Origin of the sequence: Bradyrhizobium sp. CCBAU 11434, from assembly GCF_028128895.1 — a bacterium.
Classification (GTDB): domain Bacteria; phylum Pseudomonadota; class Alphaproteobacteria; order Rhizobiales; family Xanthobacteraceae; genus Bradyrhizobium; species Bradyrhizobium zhengyangense.
Genome location: NZ_LBJX01000069.1, coordinates 1 through 20,010, shown reverse-complemented (window position 1 = coordinate 20,010; position 20,010 = coordinate 1). Strand labels below are relative to the sequence as shown.

Here is a 20,010-nt window from a genome sequence, read left to right as displayed (position 1 = left end):
ACCCCGAAGGATTATCCTGACCCCGGTGGAGACACTCTCCACCGGCGGGAAACAAATGGACGCAGCCATGCTTGACGACATCACCGAGTTGCGCACCTTCGTCAGAATTATCGCAACAGGCAGCCTGTCCGCTGCAGGGCGTGAGATGGGGCTGGCTCTCAGCGTGGTCAGCAAGCGCCTTGCGGCGCTGGAGCGTCGTACCGGGGCCCGCCTGATAGAGCGCAGCACCCGACGCCTTGCCCCCACGGAAGAAGGACAGGACCTTTACGAACGCGCCCAGCGCATTCTTGCGGAGATCGACGCTGCCGAGGCGTCACTCGGCCACGACAGCGATGAGCCCCGTGGCGTACTGCGCGTCAGTGCATCGATGGGGCTCGGCAAAACCCATGTCAGTCCTGTCTGTCGCGAACTGGTGCGTTTGCATCCGCGACTCTCGATTGATCTCGTGCTGACAGACCGGCTGGTGGAGCTGATTGAAGAGGAAATCGACATAGCTGTACGGATCGGCACTCCAGCCGACTCAGGGCTGATGATGCGCAAGCTGGCCGATAATTTTCGCGTCATCGTCGGAGCCCCCGATTATCTCGAGAGTCACGGGCTCCCCAAAACGCCGGAAGAACTGGAAGATCACGAATGTCTGCACTACCGCGGGGTCGGAAGCCGCTGGCGTCTGGTCGGGCCCGGCGGGAAATCCGTCGACGTGCGGGGTGCGTCCCGTCTGCAGAGCGACAACGGCGAGGTTGCACACGATTGGGCATTGGCCGGTTGCGGCCTTATCCTGAAATCCTGGGTGGACGTCGAGCCCGACCTGCGCGCGGGGCGCTTGACCCGCGTACTGCCCGAATGGCGCAGCGACCCGGCACCGGTGTGCGCACTCTTCCCGTCGAACCGCCACCTGCCGATCCGGGCGCGCGCATTTCTCGACGCGATGGCCGACCGATTGAGTGGATTTTCAGGCGGCATCGCCGGGGCAATGTGAGACCTTCAGGGCACGCAGGCACATCATCAGGAGCAGCCTGGCGGACCAATACTTTCCCGTTGGTGGAGGGACCCTCCATTCGAACGGAGATAATCTTCCTGGTGCAGAAGGGCTAGATCGAAAACAGCAGAGGTGACAAAGCGACAGGAATGCTCAATGTCAGATCAATTGAAGAATGCGCGTGTGCTGGTTTTCGGTGGCAGCTCGGGTATCGGCCTGGCGACAGCTGTCCAGGCCGTCGAAGCCGGCGCCGACGTAACGATCGCATCACGCTCGCAGACCAAACTTGATGCTGCCCTGGCAAAGCTTGGCAAATCGACACGAGCCGTCGTGATTGACACCGGCGACCAGGCAGCAGTGCAACGCTTCTTCACTGAGGAAGCTCCCTGGGATCACGTCATCGTCTCGGCAGCCCAGACGCCGTCTGGACCCGTGCGTGCACTCGACCTTGTCGACGCCAAGACCGCTATGGAAAGCAAGTTCTGGGGCGCCTATCGTGTTGCCCGCGCCGCGAGGATCAACGATGGCGGTTCACTAACCTTCGTCTCGGGCTTCCTGAGTGTCCGGCCGTCGGCGACGTCAGTCCTTCAAGGCGCGATCAACGCAGCGCTGGATTCGCTCGCCCGGGGCTTGGCCCTTGAGCTGGCGCCGGTGCGGGTCAACACCGTATCTCCAGGCCTTGTCGAAACGCCACTATGGTCCGGAATGGCGGCGGAAAAGCGCGAAGCGATGTTCACCAACGCGGCACAGCGCCTGCCCGTACGCCGCGTCGGTCAGCCGCAGGATATCGCGAACGCAGTCATGTTCCTGGCTACGACACCCTTCTCGACAGGTTCAACTGTACGCGTCGACGGGGGCGGAGCCATCGCCTGAGGTTGCCATGCTTGATCACGCCACGATACGCACGAACGATCTGGACGGAACACGCACCTTCCTCGAGGCCGTGCTAGGCCTGAAGGCTGGCTACCGGCCCGACTTCCCCTTCCCGGGCTATTGGCTTTATGCCGATAGCTCGCCCGAGGTGCATCTCATTCCGGGCAATGGGGGTTCGGTAAATCGCACGGGCGAAACAATCGACCACATTGCCTTCCGACTCAGCGACCATGATGGCATGCGTCGCAAGCTGGATAAGCTCGCAATTCCCTATTCGCGGATGGAATTGCCTGAGCTTGGGGAACATCGTCTCTTTATACGCACCCCCACAGGAATTCTCCTGGAACTGGTTTTCCGCGAAAGTGACACCCCTCACAGCCAGTCTACGCTCTAAGAGCTGGCTCGGTCCCCGCGCATCGCGGACCGTCGACGCCTGTTGACCTGGACGATATCAAAAATGCATCTGGCTGAATCAGAAACGAGTTCATCAAGCCCTGAATCGCGCTTGCTGGCCGCAGGGCTCTCACTGCCAAAGGCAGCGGCCGCCGTTGCCAACTACGAGCCATGCGTGATTACAGGCAACATGCTTTACACGTCGGGACAACTGCCATGGATCGATGGGCAGTTAAAATTCAAGGGCAAGATTGGCAAGGATCTCACCCCCGAGCAAGGCTATGAAGCCTGCAAACTTTCAACGCTCAATGCTATTGCCCAGCTCAAGAGCGCGCTAGGTGAACTCTCGCGGGTCATACGTATCGTCCGGCTCGAAGGCGTACTGAACGTTGCGCCAGGCTTTACAGAACATGCCAAAGCTCTCAACGGAGCATCCGATTTGATCAATCAGATCTTCGGAGCGGCCGGTGCCCACACCCGGATGATCTATTCAAACCCGGAGATGCCGCTCGATTGTGCGAGTCTCGTTGTTTTGTGGACTGAGTTCAATCATGCGGAAGGCGGACAATACCTGCCCTCTTGAAATGACTCATCTCTGGACCATGCCCCGAAAATGAGAATCCGGTGACGCACGCCGGTTTCTGATGAGAAGCACACGCGGACCGAATACCGGCATGAGCGTTTATATTGCCAACCAGCTGAAGGAGTAATCGCGATGCTGGACCACCTGAAGACCGCTGTCTGATTGCTGAAGTCACGCGCTGCGAAACCAGGTCACCGCAAGCATACGTCCTGATGCACCGCATCTTTCAAAGGTTTATTGACCTTTTGTCGGCCGCAGAAGATCCAGTCGGGTTTTCTGATGCGATGGCAGTGACGGCCGCAGATCTCGATCTGTCTTGCTTCGCGTATTTAAGCCTGCCTCGCCGCCCGCAGGACAAACCGCGGTTGATAGCAACGTATCCGGAAAAGTGGACCTCTCACTACCTTGGAAGCCGATATGAGCGTATCGACCCTGTGATCGCGCAAGTGCTCGAAAGCCCGGAGCCATTTCAGTGGGGCGTTGGTCTGCCGTCTTCGTTCAATTCTCCGGCACAGCAGCGGCTCCTGGACGAAGCCGCACAGTTCGGCATCCGAACCGGTTTCACAGTTCCCATTCATGATGGACGCGGCCCGATCGCGGCGCTGACTTTCGCTACCAGCCAGCGAGAGGCGCCATTCGAAGTCTGTGTCAACTCGCATGCGCGAGTGCTTCAGCTAATGGCAATGTATTTTCATGCTCACGTCAGACGCAAGCTCTCGGATGAGCCGAGGATCGGTGAGACACTTCTCTCTCCGCGGGAATACGAATGCCTTGAATGGGCGTCGCGAGGCAAGAGCGCCTGGGAAATCGGGTGCATCCTTGGCATCTCGCGCAATACGGTCGCATACTATCTGGAGAACGCAAAGGAGAAGCTGGGAGTTCGCACAGTTGTGCAAGCGGTCTGCTTGCTGGTGGCTGCGAACAGAAAGCCGCGGATTTAGGACCTCCGGCCCCCTGCAACTGCAGGTGATGAACTTATCCGAAAACCCCGCTTCAAGAGAGCTGATCAGCGCTCTTGGAGGGACGAGGATTATGATTCAACTGATCACACCACCTGCGTATGGGGAGTTTTCCAGCACTCTCGTTGAAATGCACCGGCTGCGAAATCGTGTTTTCAAGCTGCGTTTGGCGTGGGACGTTCAAACCAGTGGAGACATGGAAGTCGATGATTATGACGCGTTGGGTCCGGTCTACCTGGTGCAGATGTCTCACAGCGGCCAGGTGCAGGGCTCCGTACGTCTTCTCCCTACCCTTGGTCCGACCATGCTCCGCGACACCTTTCCCGCTCTCCTCGAGGGTCAATCCGCGCCGTCAGCCTGTCAGATCTGGGAAAGCAGTCGATTTGCAATCGATGTTGCTGTCGATGCCCCGAAAGGCGATCACGGCATCACCCGCGCGGCTTACGAGCTGTTTGCGGGAATGGTCGAGTTCGGGCTTTCACGGCAGCTTACAGACATCGTTACCGTCACGGATGTCCGAATGGAGCGAATCCTTCGACGGGCCGGCTGGTCCCTGCGACGTATTGGCAAACCTTCCACAATTGGCAACACCCTGGCCGTGGCGGGTTACCTCAAGATTTCCCGCGATGCTCTGCTTGGCCTTCGCAAGGCTGGCGATCTTCCGGCACCGGTCCTTTGGACGCCGGTAATCTGTGCAGCCGCCTAGATCCCTGACAACAAGCGAAATCTGCGTCCTCGCCGGCAGCGAGGGCGCCGGGTCCTGCGGATTGCCCGCCGAGTATGAACATGACGGACAATGAGACGAAAAGCGGTCAACGGATCGCAGCGAGAGCTGTCGACCTGCAACAGCTTCGATTGGCGGTTGTCGCTTGCGACTATGGAAGCTTTCGGCGGGCTGCGGAAGCACTCTCGATCAAGCACACAGTTGTCAGTCGTTCCATCGGCCAGCTCGAGTATCTGGTAGGGACTTCCCTGTTTGAGCGCTCAAGTGGCGGGATCAGGCCGACGCTTGCCGGGCGGGCGGTTCTGCGAATTGCGAGGCTTATTCTCGAGCAAGTCGACATGCTCGTTGAGACAGGGAGATCTGGTGGCCGCGGCGACACCGGCCATCTTGTCATTGGCTTCTGCACGTCCATGTCAGCCGGCAATTTGCGGGCGACGGTGGGCGAGCTCAGGAAGCGGCTCCCGCAACTCGAATTGGCAACGATGGAACGTTCTCGCTCCCGTCTGATGACTGCGCTCCGCAACGGTACCGTTGATGTGGTCGTTAGCCCTGGACGCCTGTCTTCAAGAGAAACCAGATCGCTCCTGCTGTGGAGCGAACGCATCCTGATCTCGCTGCCCCGGGAACACTACCTGGCAGGACGCGAGACCATCTACTGGACCGATTTACGTAACCAGACAATTCTTTTGAGCGATTATGATCCTGGACGAGAACTCGAGGATCTTCTGATCTCGAAGCTCGTACTGCCTGACGACCGTCCCAAAGTAGAACGGCATGATGTCAGCCGTAGTATCATCAAGAGTCTGGCAAGCATGGGCATGGGGCTGGGTCTGGTGATGGAATCAGACATTGGTGCAAGCTGCGCAGGCCTGGTTTACCGCGAGTTGCACGACGGAACGGGACCAAGCCGGGTCGACTTTCATGCGCACTGGCGCGATGACAATGAAAATCCCGCTCTGAGGCGTTTCCTCAGTCTGTTAGCGGAGCGCTATCCTTCGCCTCCGCCGGTTCTTGGAGAATGATTCGTTCGTCTCGCCTTTGCAAATCCGCGGTCCGTGGCCATAAAGCGTGCCAGCATGGGCGCGATCAGCTTTGCTGGATCGATACGCTGCCCGTTTTCGCGTGCCAGGGCCTCTGCATAGGCAACGAGATCCCTATGCACTGATGCTGGCAACTCGGTGGTGACCTTGACCGGCTTGTCGTCGGGCAGCACTCCTATTCTAAGCTTGGGCATTCCTTATCCTCCGTACGGCGCAAGTATGAGGTCGCGATTGACCAGAACGCGAACCGGAAAACCAGGTCGCACGGTCAGCGTCGGCTGGATGTTGAGACTGCGCCGGACGACCTGTTGTCCGGTCTGGTTCAGCGAGTCCGCCGCCCCATGCCGAAGCGCCTGGAGAATGGCACTGTCGTTGCTGTTGGTGTCCGAACCGGCGCCCAATTCTGTCCCGACCGCCAGAAACGTCGATAGAGCCGCGGCCTTGAACAGCTCACCCCAGTGGTTGTCGACCCGGTCTTCAAGGCCCGAGTAGCCTGCCGTATCAGCGCCGGGCTGCCGCTCGAGCACAATGGAACGTCCATTCGGCATGATCAGCCGAGTCCAGACCAGCAGGATTCGGGACTGTCCGAATGTGACCTGGCTGTCGTAGATCCCGATCAGACGGGCTCCCTGAGGAACAAGTAGAAAGCGGCCGGTCGGGGTGTCAAAGACATTCTCGGTTACTTGCGCTGTGATCTGGCCTGGCAGGTCCGACTGTATTCCGGTGATCAGGGCTCCCGGAATGACCGTCCCGGCCTGCACGATGTAGGGTGAAGCCGGCCTCGTGACACGATCAGGGCTGACCGTACGACGGTCCACAGTTGCGTTCACGAAGGCAAGCTTCCGGTCCTGACCGTTCTGCACAAGTCCGTCATCGCCGATGCTCGCCGCGTTCGGTGACGTGACGCGCTCGCTTCCAGGAGCCGCTGCGGCGGACGGATGCACTCCTGCTCCATTCGTCGTAGCGAACAAATGGCTGATGCGGGCCGCCTCGGTTTCCTGGTCCCGGCGCTGCTGTTCCGGATCAGCGCCGATCGCAGGCAACTGCCCTTGAGCCGCAAGGATCGGTCGACCGAGGTCGCCTGGGAGCGGCGGGCCAAGCTGCGGGACTACCTGGCGCGGAACGCCAGTGTAGTCCTTCGGCAGTGCGGCAAGGCCGTCGGCAACATTGTGATGATCGGTGCTGTAAAGCTCATCGGCAGCCTGGTTTCGGGGACGGCCGGACTGGAGCGACCACAACACGGCTCCGCTGATGACCAGCAACACTGCAGCGCTCCCTCCGGCGAGGACCTTTCGCGACAACCGCGTCACGCGCGGATGCTCTGCTCTCAGGCGGAAACTCCCGGACCCGTCCTCCTGTGTCGCCGGCGGGACAGATTGCTCGCTGTCATCTCCATTCCTGACGTTCATGACGACGGCCTCCCGTCTGTCCTGACAATCCTGACCTTCTGCTGGTGCTCACCGCCGAGCCGCAGTTCAGCGGCGCCAAACAGCCGATCGACAATCAGGACATTGCCGTAAGCGCGATAGTTGACGAGCTCGGTCTTGCCATCCGGTCCGATGACAAAGAGCGGTGGCATCTCGCCTTGCACGATGCCTCGCGGGAATTCAATGTAGACCTTGCGGCCATCGTCATATGCGGCGAGCGGCCGCCAGGGAGGACTGTCCCCTTCGATGGCATAGCGGGAGATGCGCTGCGCCGGATCCGGAAGAACGGGTTTCAGTGCAGCTGAACGGGATCGATCATGTGCTGCTTCCGGATAATACCAGGCAACAGATGGCATGTACGGCCGCTCGCGAGAGCGCAGCTCCATCAGATAGGTGCGCCGGTCTGTATTGACGACAAGGTTGGTCTCGATCGATGCGCGGGTCGGCTTGACCAGGATATGGACGCGTCGCGTGTCGCCACTCCCGCTTTCGGTATCGCCCACGACCCAGCGCACGGTATCTCCGGCCGCGATGGGTCCTGATCCCGTTAATTGCTCGCCCTCCTCGAGCGCGATATCCGTGATCTGTCCCGGTGCGGCGTAAATCTGATAGAGCGCCCCGGGACTGTAGGCGTAGATCTGGGCCGCGTTGAAATACCCCCGCTTGCGCGGTTCGACGCGCGCTGCACTGTTTGCCGTCTCAACCCGGCTCACCGGTTCTGCGTCTTCCTTCGCTGCCGACTTGCCGCCGAGAGCCGGCTTCCAGAGGGGTGGAATGTGAAGCGGTCGCGATCTGTCGTCGGGAGCTACTGGTGGCGCCGGCAGCGGAGGAACGTCAGCGTCATAGCTGATCTCCGGCGGAATGTAGGCCGCGCAGCCACCAAGCGCGGATGAACAAAGCAGAAGAGCAGAGAGAAACGCTCGCTTCGAGGTCATATACGAACGGACATCGGATATCGTCTTGGTCACTGGCTCAACTCCTTCGACCAGCTGATGGCGCGGACGTAGACGCCAAGGGGATTCTTGCGCAGGTGTTCGGCATCCCGCGGCGTTTCGATCACGATGGTGAGGATGGCCGTCCAGCGCTCGGTCGAACTCAACGAGCCGTTCTCGTAGGTTCGCTGGGTCCATGCGACCCGGAAGCTCTCCGGAGACGCGCGTATCACGCTCGAGACGTCGACGGAGATCTGCGCCTTGCCCAGCCTCGCAAAGGGGTCATTGTTGTGTGCATAGTCGTTGAGCGCGGCGGCGCCACGATCGGTCGTAAAATCGTAGGCCCGGAGCCAGTTCTGGCGCAGAACAATGCCATCGGCTGGCAGGCCTCTAACATCCTCGATGAAGCGCGCCAGATGCCATGCGATCTGGGCGTCTGTAGGCTGATAATCGATGTTGGCCGGCGCAACCCTCTGGGCCTGGCCGAGATGGTCGACCTCGACCACCCAGGGTGTGATCGAGCCCTGGCTCGATTGCCAGACAAGGCCACCTGCGAGACCGGCTGACAGTATCAGGCAGCCAAAGGCCATCAGGCGCCAGTTTCTGGCCTGCACGCGTGCTGATCCAATGCGTTCGTCCCAGACCTGCGCCGCCTTCTGATACGGCGTAACCGGCTCGGGCATGCGCCCGTAATGAACGGATGGTCGCTTGAACATCATAATTGCCCCCGGATCAGGTGATCGGTTTGCTTCGTGTGCTATTCGGATTTGAGGTACGGTTGGGCGTCTGCGATAAGGTGCACCGGTGCGTGTCAGCGCTCTCCTTCAGACAAGTCGACGGAGGAGCCGCCGCCACCATGATCGCCCGAGCGAACGACCTGGCTAGCGACCGAGGCACCATGCCGAATAGTCTCGGCGCGCTTCATGCGTCGCGCCCAACCGGGCTGCCCTTCGGCCGAAGTGTTCGCGGTCTGCGCACCAGCTTCCCCACCTCCGCCGAGCGCAGCCGCTGCACGACGCAACGGGCTCATAGCGGCGGAGGCACCAGCCTCAGCAACGCCGGCCACGCCTCCGCTTCGATAGGCGGCGGACGCACCGCTCAAGAGAGCACCCCCACCGCGCGCGGCGCCCGCAACCGCACCGCCGGCGAGACCGGCGCCGACGGCGGCGAGGCCTGCGCCAGCCGCCACGATGCCGCCGGCAGCAAGTCCTGTTCCGATCGCGGCGCCGGCGCCGAGCTGCGGTCCGCCGGACACAAGGCCGTTTGCGATCCCGGGCCCAAAAATACCGAGTCCCAGCAAGGAGAGCGCAGCAAGAACCAGCGTCATCGCGTCTTCTATGGTTGGCTGATTGCCACCAAAGCCGGCGGTGAACTGCGAGAACAGGGTCGAGCCGATGCCGACGATGACGGCCAGGACTAGGACCTTGATCCCGGAGGATACGACGTTGCCGAGGACCCGTTCCGCCGCGAATGCGGTCTTCCCGAACAACCCGAAAGGAATGAGCACAAAGCCCGCCAGCGTCGTCAGCTTGAACTCGATCAGGGTGACAAAGAGCTGGATCGCCAGAATGAAAAAGGCGAGCAGCACCACGACCCACGCGAACAGGAGAACGACGATCTGGACGAAATTCTCGAAGAAACTGATGTAGCCCATCAGGTTGGAAATCGAGTCGAGCAGCGGTCGCCCTGCGTCGAGACCGACCTGGGCGATCTTCCCGGGTCGCAGGAAGTCTGATGCGGAGAGGCTTGCGCCCGATGCTTTGAGCCCAAGACCGGCAAAGCTCTCGAAGACGATGCGCGCCAGGCTATTCCAGTTGCCAATGAGCCAGGCAAAAACACCGACGAAGAGCGTCTTCCTGACGAGCCGCGCGATGATGTCCTCGTCCGTTCCCCAGCTCCAGAACAATGCGGCGAGCGTGATGTCAATCGCTGCAAGCGTCGTTGCGAGATATCCGATATCGCTCCCCAGCAACCCGAAGCCGTTGTCAATGTAGCGCGTGAACGTTTCCAGGAACTGGTCGATGATCCCCGTACCCGTCATCGCTCGCTCGCTTCAGGTGTCGCCAGGTTCGGAGATCCCTGCGGGACCCGGCTCTGATCCTTCGGGACAGGACTCGAGCCCGCTGAATCATCGTGACCGGGAGCCGCGGTGTCGTGTTTCCTTCCAAGGAAGCGGCGCCGGTTTTCCGCCCAAACCTGCTGGCAATGACGATAACCGGCCGTTTCCGCAGCAGTAACGCCGCGGCAGCTTGCAAGGTCAGAGCTGGTTGCATCTGTCGTCTGCTCCGCCTTCGGCAGTGGCGGAGACTCGTTTCCGCCGCGAAGCTGAATGGTGCAGGCTGTAACGACCAGCACGCCGATTGTCGCAAGCAGCGACAGCGCCTTGAAAGCCTTCGCGTCGGTCATCAGTGAAACATCCGCACGTCCGAGGATTGATAGCCCTGCCCTGGCGTCAGAAACCGTCGAAGCTGTTCGCGGCTCTGGTCCTGGGCCGAGGCGCGCTGGGCAGCTTCAAGGCTCTGCGCCCTGCCCTGTGCGGTTATGACGGCGGTGAGGTCGGCCAGCTGCTGCGCGTTCAGCGCGAGAATCTGATTGCCGGCCTGTGTCGCCTGCAAGGCGCCACTGGCGCCCTGGCTTGACGTTACGAGTGCGGACGTCTGGATGCGACTGGTGTCGAGGTTACCGACGATGCCCGCCTGGACACGAAGCGCGTCCTGCGTTGCGGCATATGAATTCTGCCACCTCGACTGAGCGTTCGAGATCAGCAACTGATCCGACTGGCTGCTGGTAGCCGGCGCGTAGCTCGTCGAAAACGCGTGATCGATCTGCTGGACGTCGTAGGCAATGCGCTGGGCCTGTGCCAGTAATTGCTGCGTCCGCTGGCTCGATGTCTGCAATTGCTGCAATGACGAATACGGCAGGTTTGCCAGATTCCTCGCCTGGTTGATCAGCATCTGTGCCTCGTTCTGCAACGAGGTGATCTGGTTGTTGATCTGCTGCAGCTCCCGCGCGGCGGTCAGAACGTTCTGGACGTAGTTGCTAGGATCAAACACGATCAGCGCCCGTGCGGGCACCGCGACGCCAAACCCCAGCGCGAGGATGCCAGCAGCTGCCAACAAGCGAAGGCGCCTCATTGCGATTTCTCCAGATTGACGAGATTGGGGATCAGGTCGAGGGCCCAGCCGACACCACGGTGCTGGAGCCAGGCCAGCATGAAGCCCTCCGGTCCATGTTCGGCAAGGAACTGCGCGATGGCGGCCTGGTCCGTCCTGGAGGAGGCTGCGGTGAAGGCGAGCGCAACCTCACCAAGCCCAAGTTCGAACATCCGGTTGCCGCGACGGGACTGGCAATAATAGTCGCGCTTTGGCGTTGCCCTGCTCAAGAGCTCTATCTGGCGATCATTGAGGCCGAAGCGGCGGTAGATGGCAGTGATCTGCGGCTCGATGGCCCGTTCGTTCGGAAGCAACAGACGGGTCGGGCAGCTTTCGATGATCGCCGGCGCGATCGCCGAGCCATCGATGTCCGAAAGCGACTGGGTAGCAAAGATGACCGACGCATTCTTCTTCCGAAGCGTCTTCAGCCACTCCCGGAGCTGGCCCGCGAAATCTTCATCATCAAGGGCAAGCCAGCCTTCATCTACAATAAGGAGCGTCGGCCGGCCGTCGAGGCGGTCACCAATGCGATGGAAGAGATAAGCCAGAACGGCCGGGGCGGCACTCGTTCCGATCAAGCCCTCGGTCTCGAATGCCTGGACCGAGGCCTCGCCCAGGCGCTCGAATTCGGCATCGAGCAAGCGCCCGGACGGACCGCCGAGGCAATATGGTTGCAAGGCACGTTTCAGGGAGTTCAATTGCAGGAGCACTGACAGGCCCGTCAGGGTGCGCTCCTCCCTCGGCGCCGAGGCGAGTGACGTCAGCGCCGACCACAGATGATCCTTGACCTCCGGGGTGATCGCGATCTTTTCCCGTGCGAGGATCGCGCCGATCCATTCGGTGGCCCATCCGCGCTCAGAGGGATCATCAATCCAGGCCAGTGGTTGCAACGCAACGGGATTTTCGTCCCCGTCAGACAATGCACCGCCAAGATCATGCCAATCGCCACCCATGGCGAGTGCGGCCGCCCGGATCGAACCGCCAAAATCGAAAGCAAAGACCTGTGAGTTCGGGTAGCGCCGGAATTGCAGCGCCATCAGCGCGAGCAGGACTGACTTGCCAGCACCGGTCGGTCCAACCACGAGGGTGTGGCCGACGTCGCCGACGTGGAGGGAGAACCGGAACGGGGTCGATCCCTCGGTCTTGCCGAACAGAAGCGGCGGACCCTTGAGGTGCAGATCCCTCGCCTCGCCCGCCCATACTGCCGACATCGGGATCATGTGGACGAGATTGAGGGTCGAAACCGGCGGCTGCCGCACGTTGGCGTAGACGTGCCCGGGTAGACTGCCGAGCCAGGCTTCGACGGCGTTCACCGTCTCGATCATGCAGGTGAAATCGCGCCCCTGAATGACCTTCTCGACCAGCCGCAGCTTCTCGTCGGCTGCATTTGGCTCGCGGTCCCACACCGTGATGGTTGCCGTGACAAACGCCTGTCCGACCTGATCCGATCCCAGCTCCTGCAATGCAGCGTCAGCATCAAGCGCCTTGTTGTGGGCGTCGGTATCGAGCAGCGTCGACGCCTCGCTGGTCATGACCTCCTTGAGGATGGCGCCGATCGATTTTCTCTTGGCGAACCACTGCCGGCGAATCCTGGTCAGCAGCCTCGTGGCATCGGTCTTGTCGAGCATGATCGCCCGGGTCGACCACCGATACGGAAACGCCAGGCGATTAAGGTCATCAAGAATTCCGGGAGTCGTCGCGCCCGGGAAGCCAACGATCGTCAGAACCCGCAGGTTGGCTGAGCCCAGCATCGGCTCCAGTCCGCCGGCCAGCGGCTGGTCGGCCAACAGCGCATCGATGTACATCGGAATTTCCGGCACTCGAACGCGATGGCGCCTGGTCGAGATCGTGGAATGCAGGTAGGTCAGCGTGTCCTGATCATTGAGCCATGCACATTCGGGCATGAACCCTTCGACCAGCTGCAGCACGCGGCTCGTTTGATCGACAAATCCGCGGAGAACCTCGCGGGCGTCCGCTCCCGCGGTGCGATCCCGCCCCTCGTAAAGCAGTTGCTCTGCCCTAGCGGCCCCTTCCTCTGGAGGCAGATAGAGGAAGGTCAGGAAATAGCTGGACTCGTAATGGGCACCCGCCTCCTCGAACTGCGCCCGGCGCTCGGCGTCAACCAGCGCAGATGCGACATCCGGAAAGATGTTCGGCGGGTAACTCCCCGCAAAATGGCGCTGCGCCTCGACGAATACTGCCCAGCCCGATCCGAGGCGGCGAAGTGCATTGTTCAGACGCCCGGCTACGGCGACAAGTTCTGCCTGCACTGCGCTATCGAGGTCTGGTCCCCGGAACCTTGCTGTCCGCTGGAACGAGCCGTCCTTGTTCAGGATGATTCCTTCGTCGACAAGGGCTGCCCAGGGCAGGAAGTCAGCAAGGCGCGCGCTGGAATGACGATATTCAGCAAGGTTCAACATGGCCGAGAACTCAGAGGTTAAGATGACCGGGAATGCGCAGATGTCGGCGCACCACATCGACGAAGGCGGGATCGCGCCTGGCGGCCCAGACCGCGGCCATATGGCCGATGAACCAGAGGATGAGACCCGCGATCCAGAGCCGCAATCCAAGCCCAAGGGCGGCCGCCAGCGTGCCGTTGATGATCGCGACCGACCGCGGCGCGCCGCCCATCAGGATCGGCTCGGTGAGTGCGCGGTGAACCGGCACAACAAAGCCTGTGACCGGTTCTTCCATCAGATCACCACGCCGCCGCCGAAAGAGAAGAACGACAAAAAGAAACTCGAAGCCGCGAACGCGATCGACAGACCAAACACGATCTGGATCAGCCTGCGGAAACCACCCGACGAATCCCCGAACGCGAGCGTGAGCCCGGTCACGACGATGATGATGACCGCAATGATCTTGGCGACCGGCCCCTCAACCGACTGAAGGATCTGGTTGAGCGGTTGCTCCCACGGCATGTTCGAGCCGGCAGCCCATGCCGGCGCCGACGCCAGAAGAACCGCGCCAGAGGCGACCGATGAAGCGACACCTCGACGGAAACGAAATTGCAGACGCATGTCAGTCTCCTGCTGATGAAAGGCTGTAATCGCCGGCGCCACTCAGCCCCGTGACGAGCGCGAGCTCAGTGAAGCGACGGTCCGCGCCGCGCCCCGCAAGCACGGCAACGAGGTTGATCGTCTCGGCGATCAGGGCACGCGGAACCGTGATGACGGCTTCCTGGATAAGTTGCTCAAGACGCCGCAGCGCTCCGAGCGCGCTACCCGCATGAATAGTGCCGATACCGCCGGGATGACCGGTGCCCCAGGCCTTGAGCAGATCAAGTGCTTCGGCACCACGGACCTCACCCACCGGGATACGATCGGGACGCAGTCGCAGCGAAGACCGAACGAGGTCCGAGAGCGATGCGACGCCGTCCCTGGTCCGCAAGGCTACAAGATTGGGCGCCTTGCACTGAAGTTCGCGCGTATCTTCGATCAACACGACCCGATCGGCACTCTTTGCCACCTCGGCCAGGAGCGCATTCGTCAATGTTGTCTTGCCGGTCGATGTCCCACCGGCGACCAGAATGTTCTTCCGTACGGCGACTGCGTTCTGCAGGATCTTGGCCTGCTCCGAGGTCATGATCCCCCTGCGGACGTAGTCGTCGAGCGTAAACACGGCGACGGCAGGCTTGCGGATCGCAAATGCCGGTGCCGCGACGACCGGCGGCAACAGACCTTCAAAACGCTCGCCGGTCCCAGGCAGTTCGGCCGAAACCCGTGGCGCACCGGCGTGCACCTCCGCACCTACGTGGTGCGCTACCAGACGAACAATGCGCTCGCCGTCCGCGGCCGACAGAGTTTCGCCTGTGTCCATCAGGCCATTCAACAAGCGGTCGATCCACAGCCGCCCATCTGGGTTGAGCATCACCTCGATGATCGCTTCGTCTTCGAGGTAGCCGGAGATCGCAGAGCCAAGCGCGCTGCGCAGCATTCGCGCGCCGCGCGAACTCGCTTCCGATTGAATGGAATGGATTGACACCGTTCGCCCCCACCGAATGAGAGCGTCCAAAGACGGCCCTCAGATGGGGATGATTAAGAAAGGCATTAACGGACTTCGTGCAACAATGGCTTTCAGTGATCGTAGATTAGCGAAGAAAAAGAAAGACTGAGAACTGATCTCTGAGGACTACTCAATCGTATCGGTTCGCTGCAAGTCAGTTCTCACCACTCAGCATCAAACATTCTGAGGCTCTTATGCCTCCAACCCGTTCCTCCGCGCCCTTTGTTGGCTAGGCTCGAATCAACTGCATGCCGGCAACTTGGAGGCCGGCAAGGATGCGAGACAAAACGCGGATAGAAGGACGAACGATTTTCCCGAAGGTAAAGCTGTGCGCCACCAAGCGCACACAAACTAGTTTCCCCATTATCCACAGCTCGGGGCCCGCACGCGCTTGACAGCGCTGTTGATTTGAAACCAGGCGAGAATAACCTCGGCGATGTTTCCAGGCGGAAATTTGTTACAGGGGGAATTCCATGGACAAGATCGAACGAGCTTTTGTGCTCACAGCGCTGGCCGGCTTCTATGGGATGATCGCTGGGCTGACTTGGCTGATGGCGGGCTAACATATTCTCAAAGAAAAGGGCCCAGAGTGCCTTGAGATACCTCAAGCCCAGCAGCAAACTGTTAGGCTGTATACTGACTGTGTCACAGTCGCACTCCCGTGCCTTGAGGCATGTCAAACGGCATCAGACTCAGGCTCTAGATTTAACCCGGAGCGCAGGCATCAAGCTTAACGCGCGAGTTCGGTTGCGACGTGCACGCTGCTTGATGTCATTAGTCGCCTGGACATGGTCCGGCTTCATGACATTTGCGACGTTATCGCCCCCTCTTCGCGACCCGAACTGACGGAAACGGAGCCTCCGATCGCCCTGCTCTTTAAACATGTCGGGGCGTTCGGGGTGGTCAGATTTCTCCTGTTCTGCGCCTATCCAGCGCGTCACCGCCAGATCCGCAACTTCATAGTCTGCGCAACGATCGGATTGGAAATTCTCCAGCTGCTCGTGCCCGTGTAAGCGACCTCTTGGAAAAACTTGTGGGAGCGGGTGCGGGAATGCTTGTGGCTGTCTGGCTGCTGAGCGTGCTGGCGTCACGGGGGTGGAAATTTCGGAATGATCCGGGAGATGTTGAGCTATTCGCTGGACTGCAGGGCTGGTCGTTTTGGCCGCGGCCCTAGTGATTGCCCAAAATCTGTGACATGCGGGGACGAGATGTCCTAGGTAGAGGAGTTTGTTCGAGGCTTTTGCCGTTCATACTGCACCGCAGCCACGGCTCCGATCGCGACTACAATGAGGATGGCCCAGAGGCTTCCAGGTGCGACGCAGTTGATACAGGTGGTGATGATCTCGGTGCTCATCTGACTTTCTCCAGGCGACACGAACATTTCTGCGGGCACTCAGCGGAGCGAGTCAACCTCTTAATCGTACTTCAGGCGAATTGACTCAACCACGGCGGGAATGTGGAATGCCCTTTTCGAAGGGTATGTTATGCGTCTTTCTTTATGTCGGCGCTTTCGAAGTTGGCCCTCCTCTTGACATCTCAGCGCGCCGACAAACGTGAAGCCGGCAGGATTCTGTCAACGGTGCTAAAGCCAGACGCCTTGGGAACCCAAGAGCACGGCCAGGAGCGAGGCCAGGAGACCGATTCCTGAAAAAATGGCGACTGCGAATAGTTGGTCGGAGTCGGTATTCGACGAGGCGGATTTGCGAGCGCAAATCGCTGGTGCTGAAATGGACGTTGGCATCATTGCTCCCCAAGATGGTCCCCGACCCATATTGATGTCTTTGCACCTCGCGCAAAGGTTCAAGCTCAGCAAGCGGCGGCTCGCAGGCCGTGGGAAAAGGCCCGCCTCCGGAGGCATTGGGAAGAACAGAGAGGACAAATAGGTCCGCAACGTACTTTTTGTTAGGCACCCGGAGACGGGGCCGCAAAGGGCTTAAGTTTACCAACGGAGGACGACTGAAATACGTTTGCCGTTCTCCACCAACAATTGTAGCGACTCTAATCCGATGACTCAAGTTCCAAGTCTTTCGCATCTCGGCATTGCAGGAGCTCTGGTTCCTCACTGTGCTGAGCGCGGTTAGGAGACGCTCTCAGTTGACCGGTACGTTTACAGGAGGGAGCGGCTTCGTTGGCTGAATGATCACCTGATGCAACGCGAGAAGGCGAGTGCTAACGCCAGGAAAGAGAGCCTATTACGAGTTCACCTGCCAGCAAGCGGGGATCAAGGTCTGCTAGGCTGGCGTAGAAAAAGGAGGGACACCGCGCTAGTGTATCTAAGGGCGCTCGATTAGATTTCGCCGGCCGGTTCCTGACGGCGGATATCTTCTGGAATCTCGCGGAGAAAGCTCTGCCCCTTTTGCAAACGGCGCCCGAGCGCCTCGACAAATCCCTCAAAACGCTCCCTGCCCTTTGCCTGCGCTGCCGCCTGTACGTCGTTGGGGAGTGGCGGCGTGATCGTCAGCCAGAAACGAATGAAGAGAGCTAAGGTCTCCGCCGTCAAACCAACGTCGCGCTCCAGCCTCTGCATCTGACGCGACAGCCGATCGAGGCGCCGGGTAAACGCTGCCTCCCGCCTGTCAGCGCCATCTGGCGATAGAAACGAAGCGACCGCCGCTTCCACGATCGCGGACCGGGAGAGCTTTTTGCGATCAGCGAGCTCCGAGATGTGCTTCAAAAGTTCTGGCGGAAAGTAGACGTTCATCCGGTCGCGCATATGCCTTAGAGCTCCATTTTGTCACTAGGGTCCATGGCGACCTGGCGGGCGACACCGCGCATCTGTTGACGTATGAGCCGGGACTGGCGGACGGCATCCTCGTCATCGTCCAGAACGGCGGCAAATTCCTCAGCCGGCGTCGGTTCGATCGTCTCCTTGGCGATCGCGACGTGATCGGGGAGCTCGGGCTCACGACGGAGCCCGCTGTTCGCCGTGTCCTCCTCGGCCTCCGTGGCTCTGTCAGTTGGACCTGCCGTCGGCGTCAACGGTCCGAGCGCTGACCATCCGTCCGTTCGCGGCGATCGGCCGGCGCTCGCCGGATCTGGCGGTGACAAAACCCGCTCGGTGAACCGGCGATCCTCGTAATAGCGGACCTTCTTCGCCCTGATCGGCGCCGTCCCTGCCACCATGACGATCTCGTCCATTGGCGGAAGCTGCATGACCTCGCCCGGGGTCAGCAGCGGCCTCGCAGTCTCCTGCCGTGAGACCATCAGGTGCCCAAGCCATGGGTTTAACCTGTGCCCGGCGTAGTTCTTCATTGCGCGCATCTCGGTCGCCGTGCCCAGCGCGTCAGACACCCGCTTGGCCGTCCGCTCATCGTTGGTCGCGAAGCTGACCCGGACATGGCAGTTGTCGAGGATCGCGTTGTTCGGCCCGTAGGCCTTCTCGATCTGATTGAGCGACTGGGCGATCAAGAAACTCTTGATGCCGTACCCCGCCATGAAGGCGAGTGCGGACTCGAAGAAATCAAGACGCCCCAGCGCCGGGAACTCGTCAAGCATCATCAGGACTCGATGCCGGCGGTCACTGGCGTGCAGGTCCTCGGTCAGGCGCCGGCCGATCTGATTCAGCACAAGCCGGATCAGGGGCTTGGTCCGTGAGATATCGGAGGGCGGCACGACGAGGTAAAGCGTCATCGGACGGCGATCGGCGATCAGGTCGGCGATCCGCCAGTCACAGCGGCGGGTCACCTGGGCGACTACGGGATCACGGTACAGCCCGAGGAACGACATCGCGGTAGATAGGACGCCAGAACGTTCATTCTCCGACTTGTTGAGTAGCTCGCGTGCGGTCGAGGCGACGACGGGATGAGCCCCCTGCTCGCCAAGGTGCGGCGTGGTCATCATCGCCTTCAGCGTCGCCTCGATCGGCCGCTTCGGGTCGGACAGGAAGGCGGCGACACCGGCCAAGGTCTTGTCCGCCTCGGCATAGAGGACATGGAGAATGGCGCCGACCAGGAGCGAATGACTGGTCTTCTCCCAATGGTTCCGCTTGTCGAGTGAGCCTTCGGGGTCGACCAGGACGTCGGCGACGTTCTGCACGTCACGAACCTCCCATTCCCCGCGCCGGACCTCGAGCAGCGGATTGTAAGCTGAGGATTTCGGGTTGGTCGGGTCGAACAACAGCACGCGACCATGCCGCGAGCGAAAGCCCGCGGTCAGCTGCCAGTTCTCACCCTTGATGTCGTGCACGATGGCCGATGCCGGCCAGGCCAACAACGAGGGAACCACGAGTCCGACCCCCTTTCCGGATCGGGTGGGTGCAAAACACAGCACGTGCTCCGGCCCATCATGGCGGAGGTAGTCGCGGTCGAGCTTGCCGAGCACCACGCCATCCGGGCTAAGAAGTCCGGCCGCCCGGACCTCTTCGGCATCGGCCCAGCGCGCCGAGCCATAGGTCTCGACATTCTTGGCTTCACGCGCGCGCCACACCGACATGCCGATTGCCACCGCGATCGAAACGAAGGTCCCGGACGCCGCGATGAAAGCTCCCTCGACAAAGACCTGAGCCGCATAGGCATCGTAGACGAACCACCACCAGAAGAAGACTGGCGGGTAGTAGATCCTGAAGCCTAGCAGTTCGAACCACGGTCGCCCAAGCTCCGGTTGATAGGCGAGCCGCCACGCCGTCCACTCGGTTGCTCCCCAGATGGCCAGCAAGACGATCAGGCCGACAACGATCACTTGCCCCCAGAGTATTTTGGTTCCGGACATTCCGAGCGTCCTTCCGCAACTGAATTGGTAGATTGCTAGAAGCCGAGGTCGCGCTTCCGACCAAAGCCCCATTCGATGCCACCGCTGTCCTTCACGACGCCGGTGACGTGTTGGCCGAACCTCTTTTCGAGTTCGCGGGACCAGGGCACGAGCTGGAAGCCGAGCCCATTATCGATCATGGCGAAGCGTCCCGAGGTGAGCGTCAGCCGCTGGCGATACGTGCCCGCCATGTGCTC

At 60.7% G+C, this 20,010-nt stretch carries 21 protein-coding genes; 7 read left to right on the top strand and 14 right to left on the bottom strand.

The window, feature by feature from the left end; translation table 11 throughout:
* The first annotated feature begins 67 nt into the window (after positions 1-67).
* From XI06_RS14740 to XI06_RS14710, 7 genes are all read left to right on the top strand, one after another.
* Positions 68-979: a LysR family transcriptional regulator gene (locus tag XI06_RS14740; RefSeq protein WP_271605688.1), complete on the top strand. Its 912-nt coding sequence runs from the start codon at positions 68-70 to the stop codon at positions 977-979.
* Positions 980-1,135: 156 nt separating this feature from the next.
* On the top strand, positions 1,136-1,852 hold the full coding sequence (locus XI06_RS14735) for an SDR family oxidoreductase (RefSeq protein ID WP_237874082.1): 717 nt from the start codon (positions 1,136-1,138) through the stop codon (positions 1,850-1,852).
* A gap of 7 nt (positions 1,853-1,859) precedes the next feature.
* Entirely contained in the window at positions 1,860-2,246 is a 387-nt protein-coding gene (locus XI06_RS14730; RefSeq protein WP_237874084.1) for a VOC family protein, read from the top strand.
* Positions 2,247-2,309: 63 nt separating this feature from the next.
* On the top strand, positions 2,310-2,828 hold the full coding sequence (locus XI06_RS14725; RefSeq protein WP_271605687.1) for a RidA family protein: 519 nt from the start codon (positions 2,310-2,312) through the stop codon (positions 2,826-2,828).
* 212 nt (positions 2,829-3,040) lie between these two features.
* Positions 3,041-3,769, top strand: coding sequence for a LuxR family transcriptional regulator (locus XI06_RS14720; RefSeq protein ID WP_237874087.1), 729 nt, complete (start codon positions 3,041-3,043; stop codon positions 3,767-3,769).
* 91 nt (positions 3,770-3,860) lie between these two features.
* On the top strand, positions 3,861-4,493 hold the full coding sequence (locus XI06_RS14715; protein ID WP_237874089.1) for an acyl-homoserine-lactone synthase: 633 nt from the start codon (positions 3,861-3,863) through the stop codon (positions 4,491-4,493).
* Between the two features lie 74 nt (positions 4,494-4,567).
* Complete coding sequence (locus tag XI06_RS14710; protein WP_237874090.1) at positions 4,568-5,533, top strand: LysR family transcriptional regulator; 966 nt, start codon at positions 4,568-4,570, stop codon at positions 5,531-5,533.
* Here the strand turns inward: XI06_RS14710 and XI06_RS14705 are convergent.
* From XI06_RS14705 to XI06_RS14640, 14 genes are all read right to left on the bottom strand, one after another.
* Positions 5,500-5,745, bottom strand: a complete 246-nt coding sequence (locus XI06_RS14705) for a DUF2274 domain-containing protein (RefSeq protein ID WP_237874092.1) — start codon at positions 5,743-5,745, stop codon at positions 5,500-5,502. The genes XI06_RS14710 and XI06_RS14705 overlap by 34 nt on opposite strands.
* A 3-nt stretch (positions 5,746-5,748) precedes the next feature.
* Positions 5,749-6,960, bottom strand: a complete 1,212-nt coding sequence (locus tag XI06_RS14700; RefSeq protein WP_271605686.1) for a TrbI/VirB10 family protein — start codon at positions 6,958-6,960, stop codon at positions 5,749-5,751.
* Positions 6,957-7,913 carry a P-type conjugative transfer protein TrbG gene (gene trbG / locus XI06_RS14695; RefSeq protein ID WP_271605705.1) on the bottom strand — a complete coding sequence of 319 codons (957 nt, stop codon included), beginning with the start codon at positions 7,911-7,913 and terminating at the stop codon, positions 6,957-6,959. Before trbG ends, XI06_RS14700 begins: the two co-directional genes overlap by 4 nt.
* A gap of 29 nt (positions 7,914-7,942) precedes the next feature.
* Positions 7,943-8,626, bottom strand: a complete 684-nt coding sequence (gene trbF / locus XI06_RS14690) for a conjugal transfer protein TrbF (RefSeq protein WP_271605704.1) — start codon at positions 8,624-8,626, stop codon at positions 7,943-7,945.
* A 95-nt stretch (positions 8,627-8,721) separates the two neighbouring features.
* On the bottom strand, positions 8,722-9,951 hold the full coding sequence (trbL, locus tag XI06_RS14685; protein WP_271605685.1) for a P-type conjugative transfer protein TrbL: 1,230 nt from the start codon (positions 9,949-9,951) through the stop codon (positions 8,722-8,724).
* A complete protein-coding gene (gene trbK-alt / locus XI06_RS14680) occupies positions 9,948-10,316 on the bottom strand; it encodes a putative entry exclusion protein TrbK-alt (protein ID WP_271605684.1) in 369 nt (122 codons plus the stop codon). Before trbK-alt ends, trbL begins: the two co-directional genes overlap by 4 nt.
* Positions 10,316-11,044, bottom strand: a complete 729-nt coding sequence (gene trbJ / locus XI06_RS14675) for a P-type conjugative transfer protein TrbJ (RefSeq protein ID WP_271605683.1) — start codon at positions 11,042-11,044, stop codon at positions 10,316-10,318. The genes trbK-alt and trbJ overlap by 1 nt, the downstream gene beginning before the upstream one ends.
* Entirely contained in the window at positions 11,041-13,482 is a 2,442-nt protein-coding gene (gene trbE / locus XI06_RS14670) for a conjugal transfer protein TrbE (protein WP_271605703.1), read from the bottom strand. The genes trbJ and trbE overlap by 4 nt, the downstream gene beginning before the upstream one ends.
* A 10-nt stretch (positions 13,483-13,492) precedes the next feature.
* Entirely contained in the window at positions 13,493-13,756 is a 264-nt protein-coding gene (locus XI06_RS14665; protein WP_271605682.1) for a VirB3 family type IV secretion system protein, read from the bottom strand.
* Complete coding sequence (locus XI06_RS14660; protein WP_237874102.1) at positions 13,756-14,082, bottom strand: TrbC/VirB2 family protein; 327 nt, start codon at positions 14,080-14,082, stop codon at positions 13,756-13,758. The genes XI06_RS14665 and XI06_RS14660 overlap by 1 nt, the downstream gene beginning before the upstream one ends.
* Position 14,083: 1 nt before the next feature.
* On the bottom strand, positions 14,084-14,998 hold the full coding sequence (gene trbB / locus XI06_RS14655) for a P-type conjugative transfer ATPase TrbB (protein WP_271605702.1): 915 nt from the start codon (positions 14,996-14,998) through the stop codon (positions 14,084-14,086).
* A 2,356-nt stretch (positions 14,999-17,354) separates the two neighbouring features.
* Positions 17,355-17,780 carry a CopG family transcriptional regulator gene (locus XI06_RS14650; protein ID WP_237891962.1) on the bottom strand — a complete coding sequence of 142 codons (426 nt, stop codon included), beginning with the start codon at positions 17,778-17,780 and terminating at the stop codon, positions 17,355-17,357.
* Between the two features lie 5 nt (positions 17,781-17,785).
* Positions 17,786-19,774 carry a conjugal transfer protein TraG gene (locus XI06_RS14645; protein WP_271605681.1) on the bottom strand — a complete coding sequence of 663 codons (1,989 nt, stop codon included), beginning with the start codon at positions 19,772-19,774 and terminating at the stop codon, positions 17,786-17,788.
* 35 nt (positions 19,775-19,809) lie between these two features.
* On the bottom strand, positions 19,810-20,010 hold a 201-nt coding region (locus XI06_RS14640), incomplete at its 5' end, for a DUF3363 domain-containing protein (RefSeq protein WP_271605680.1).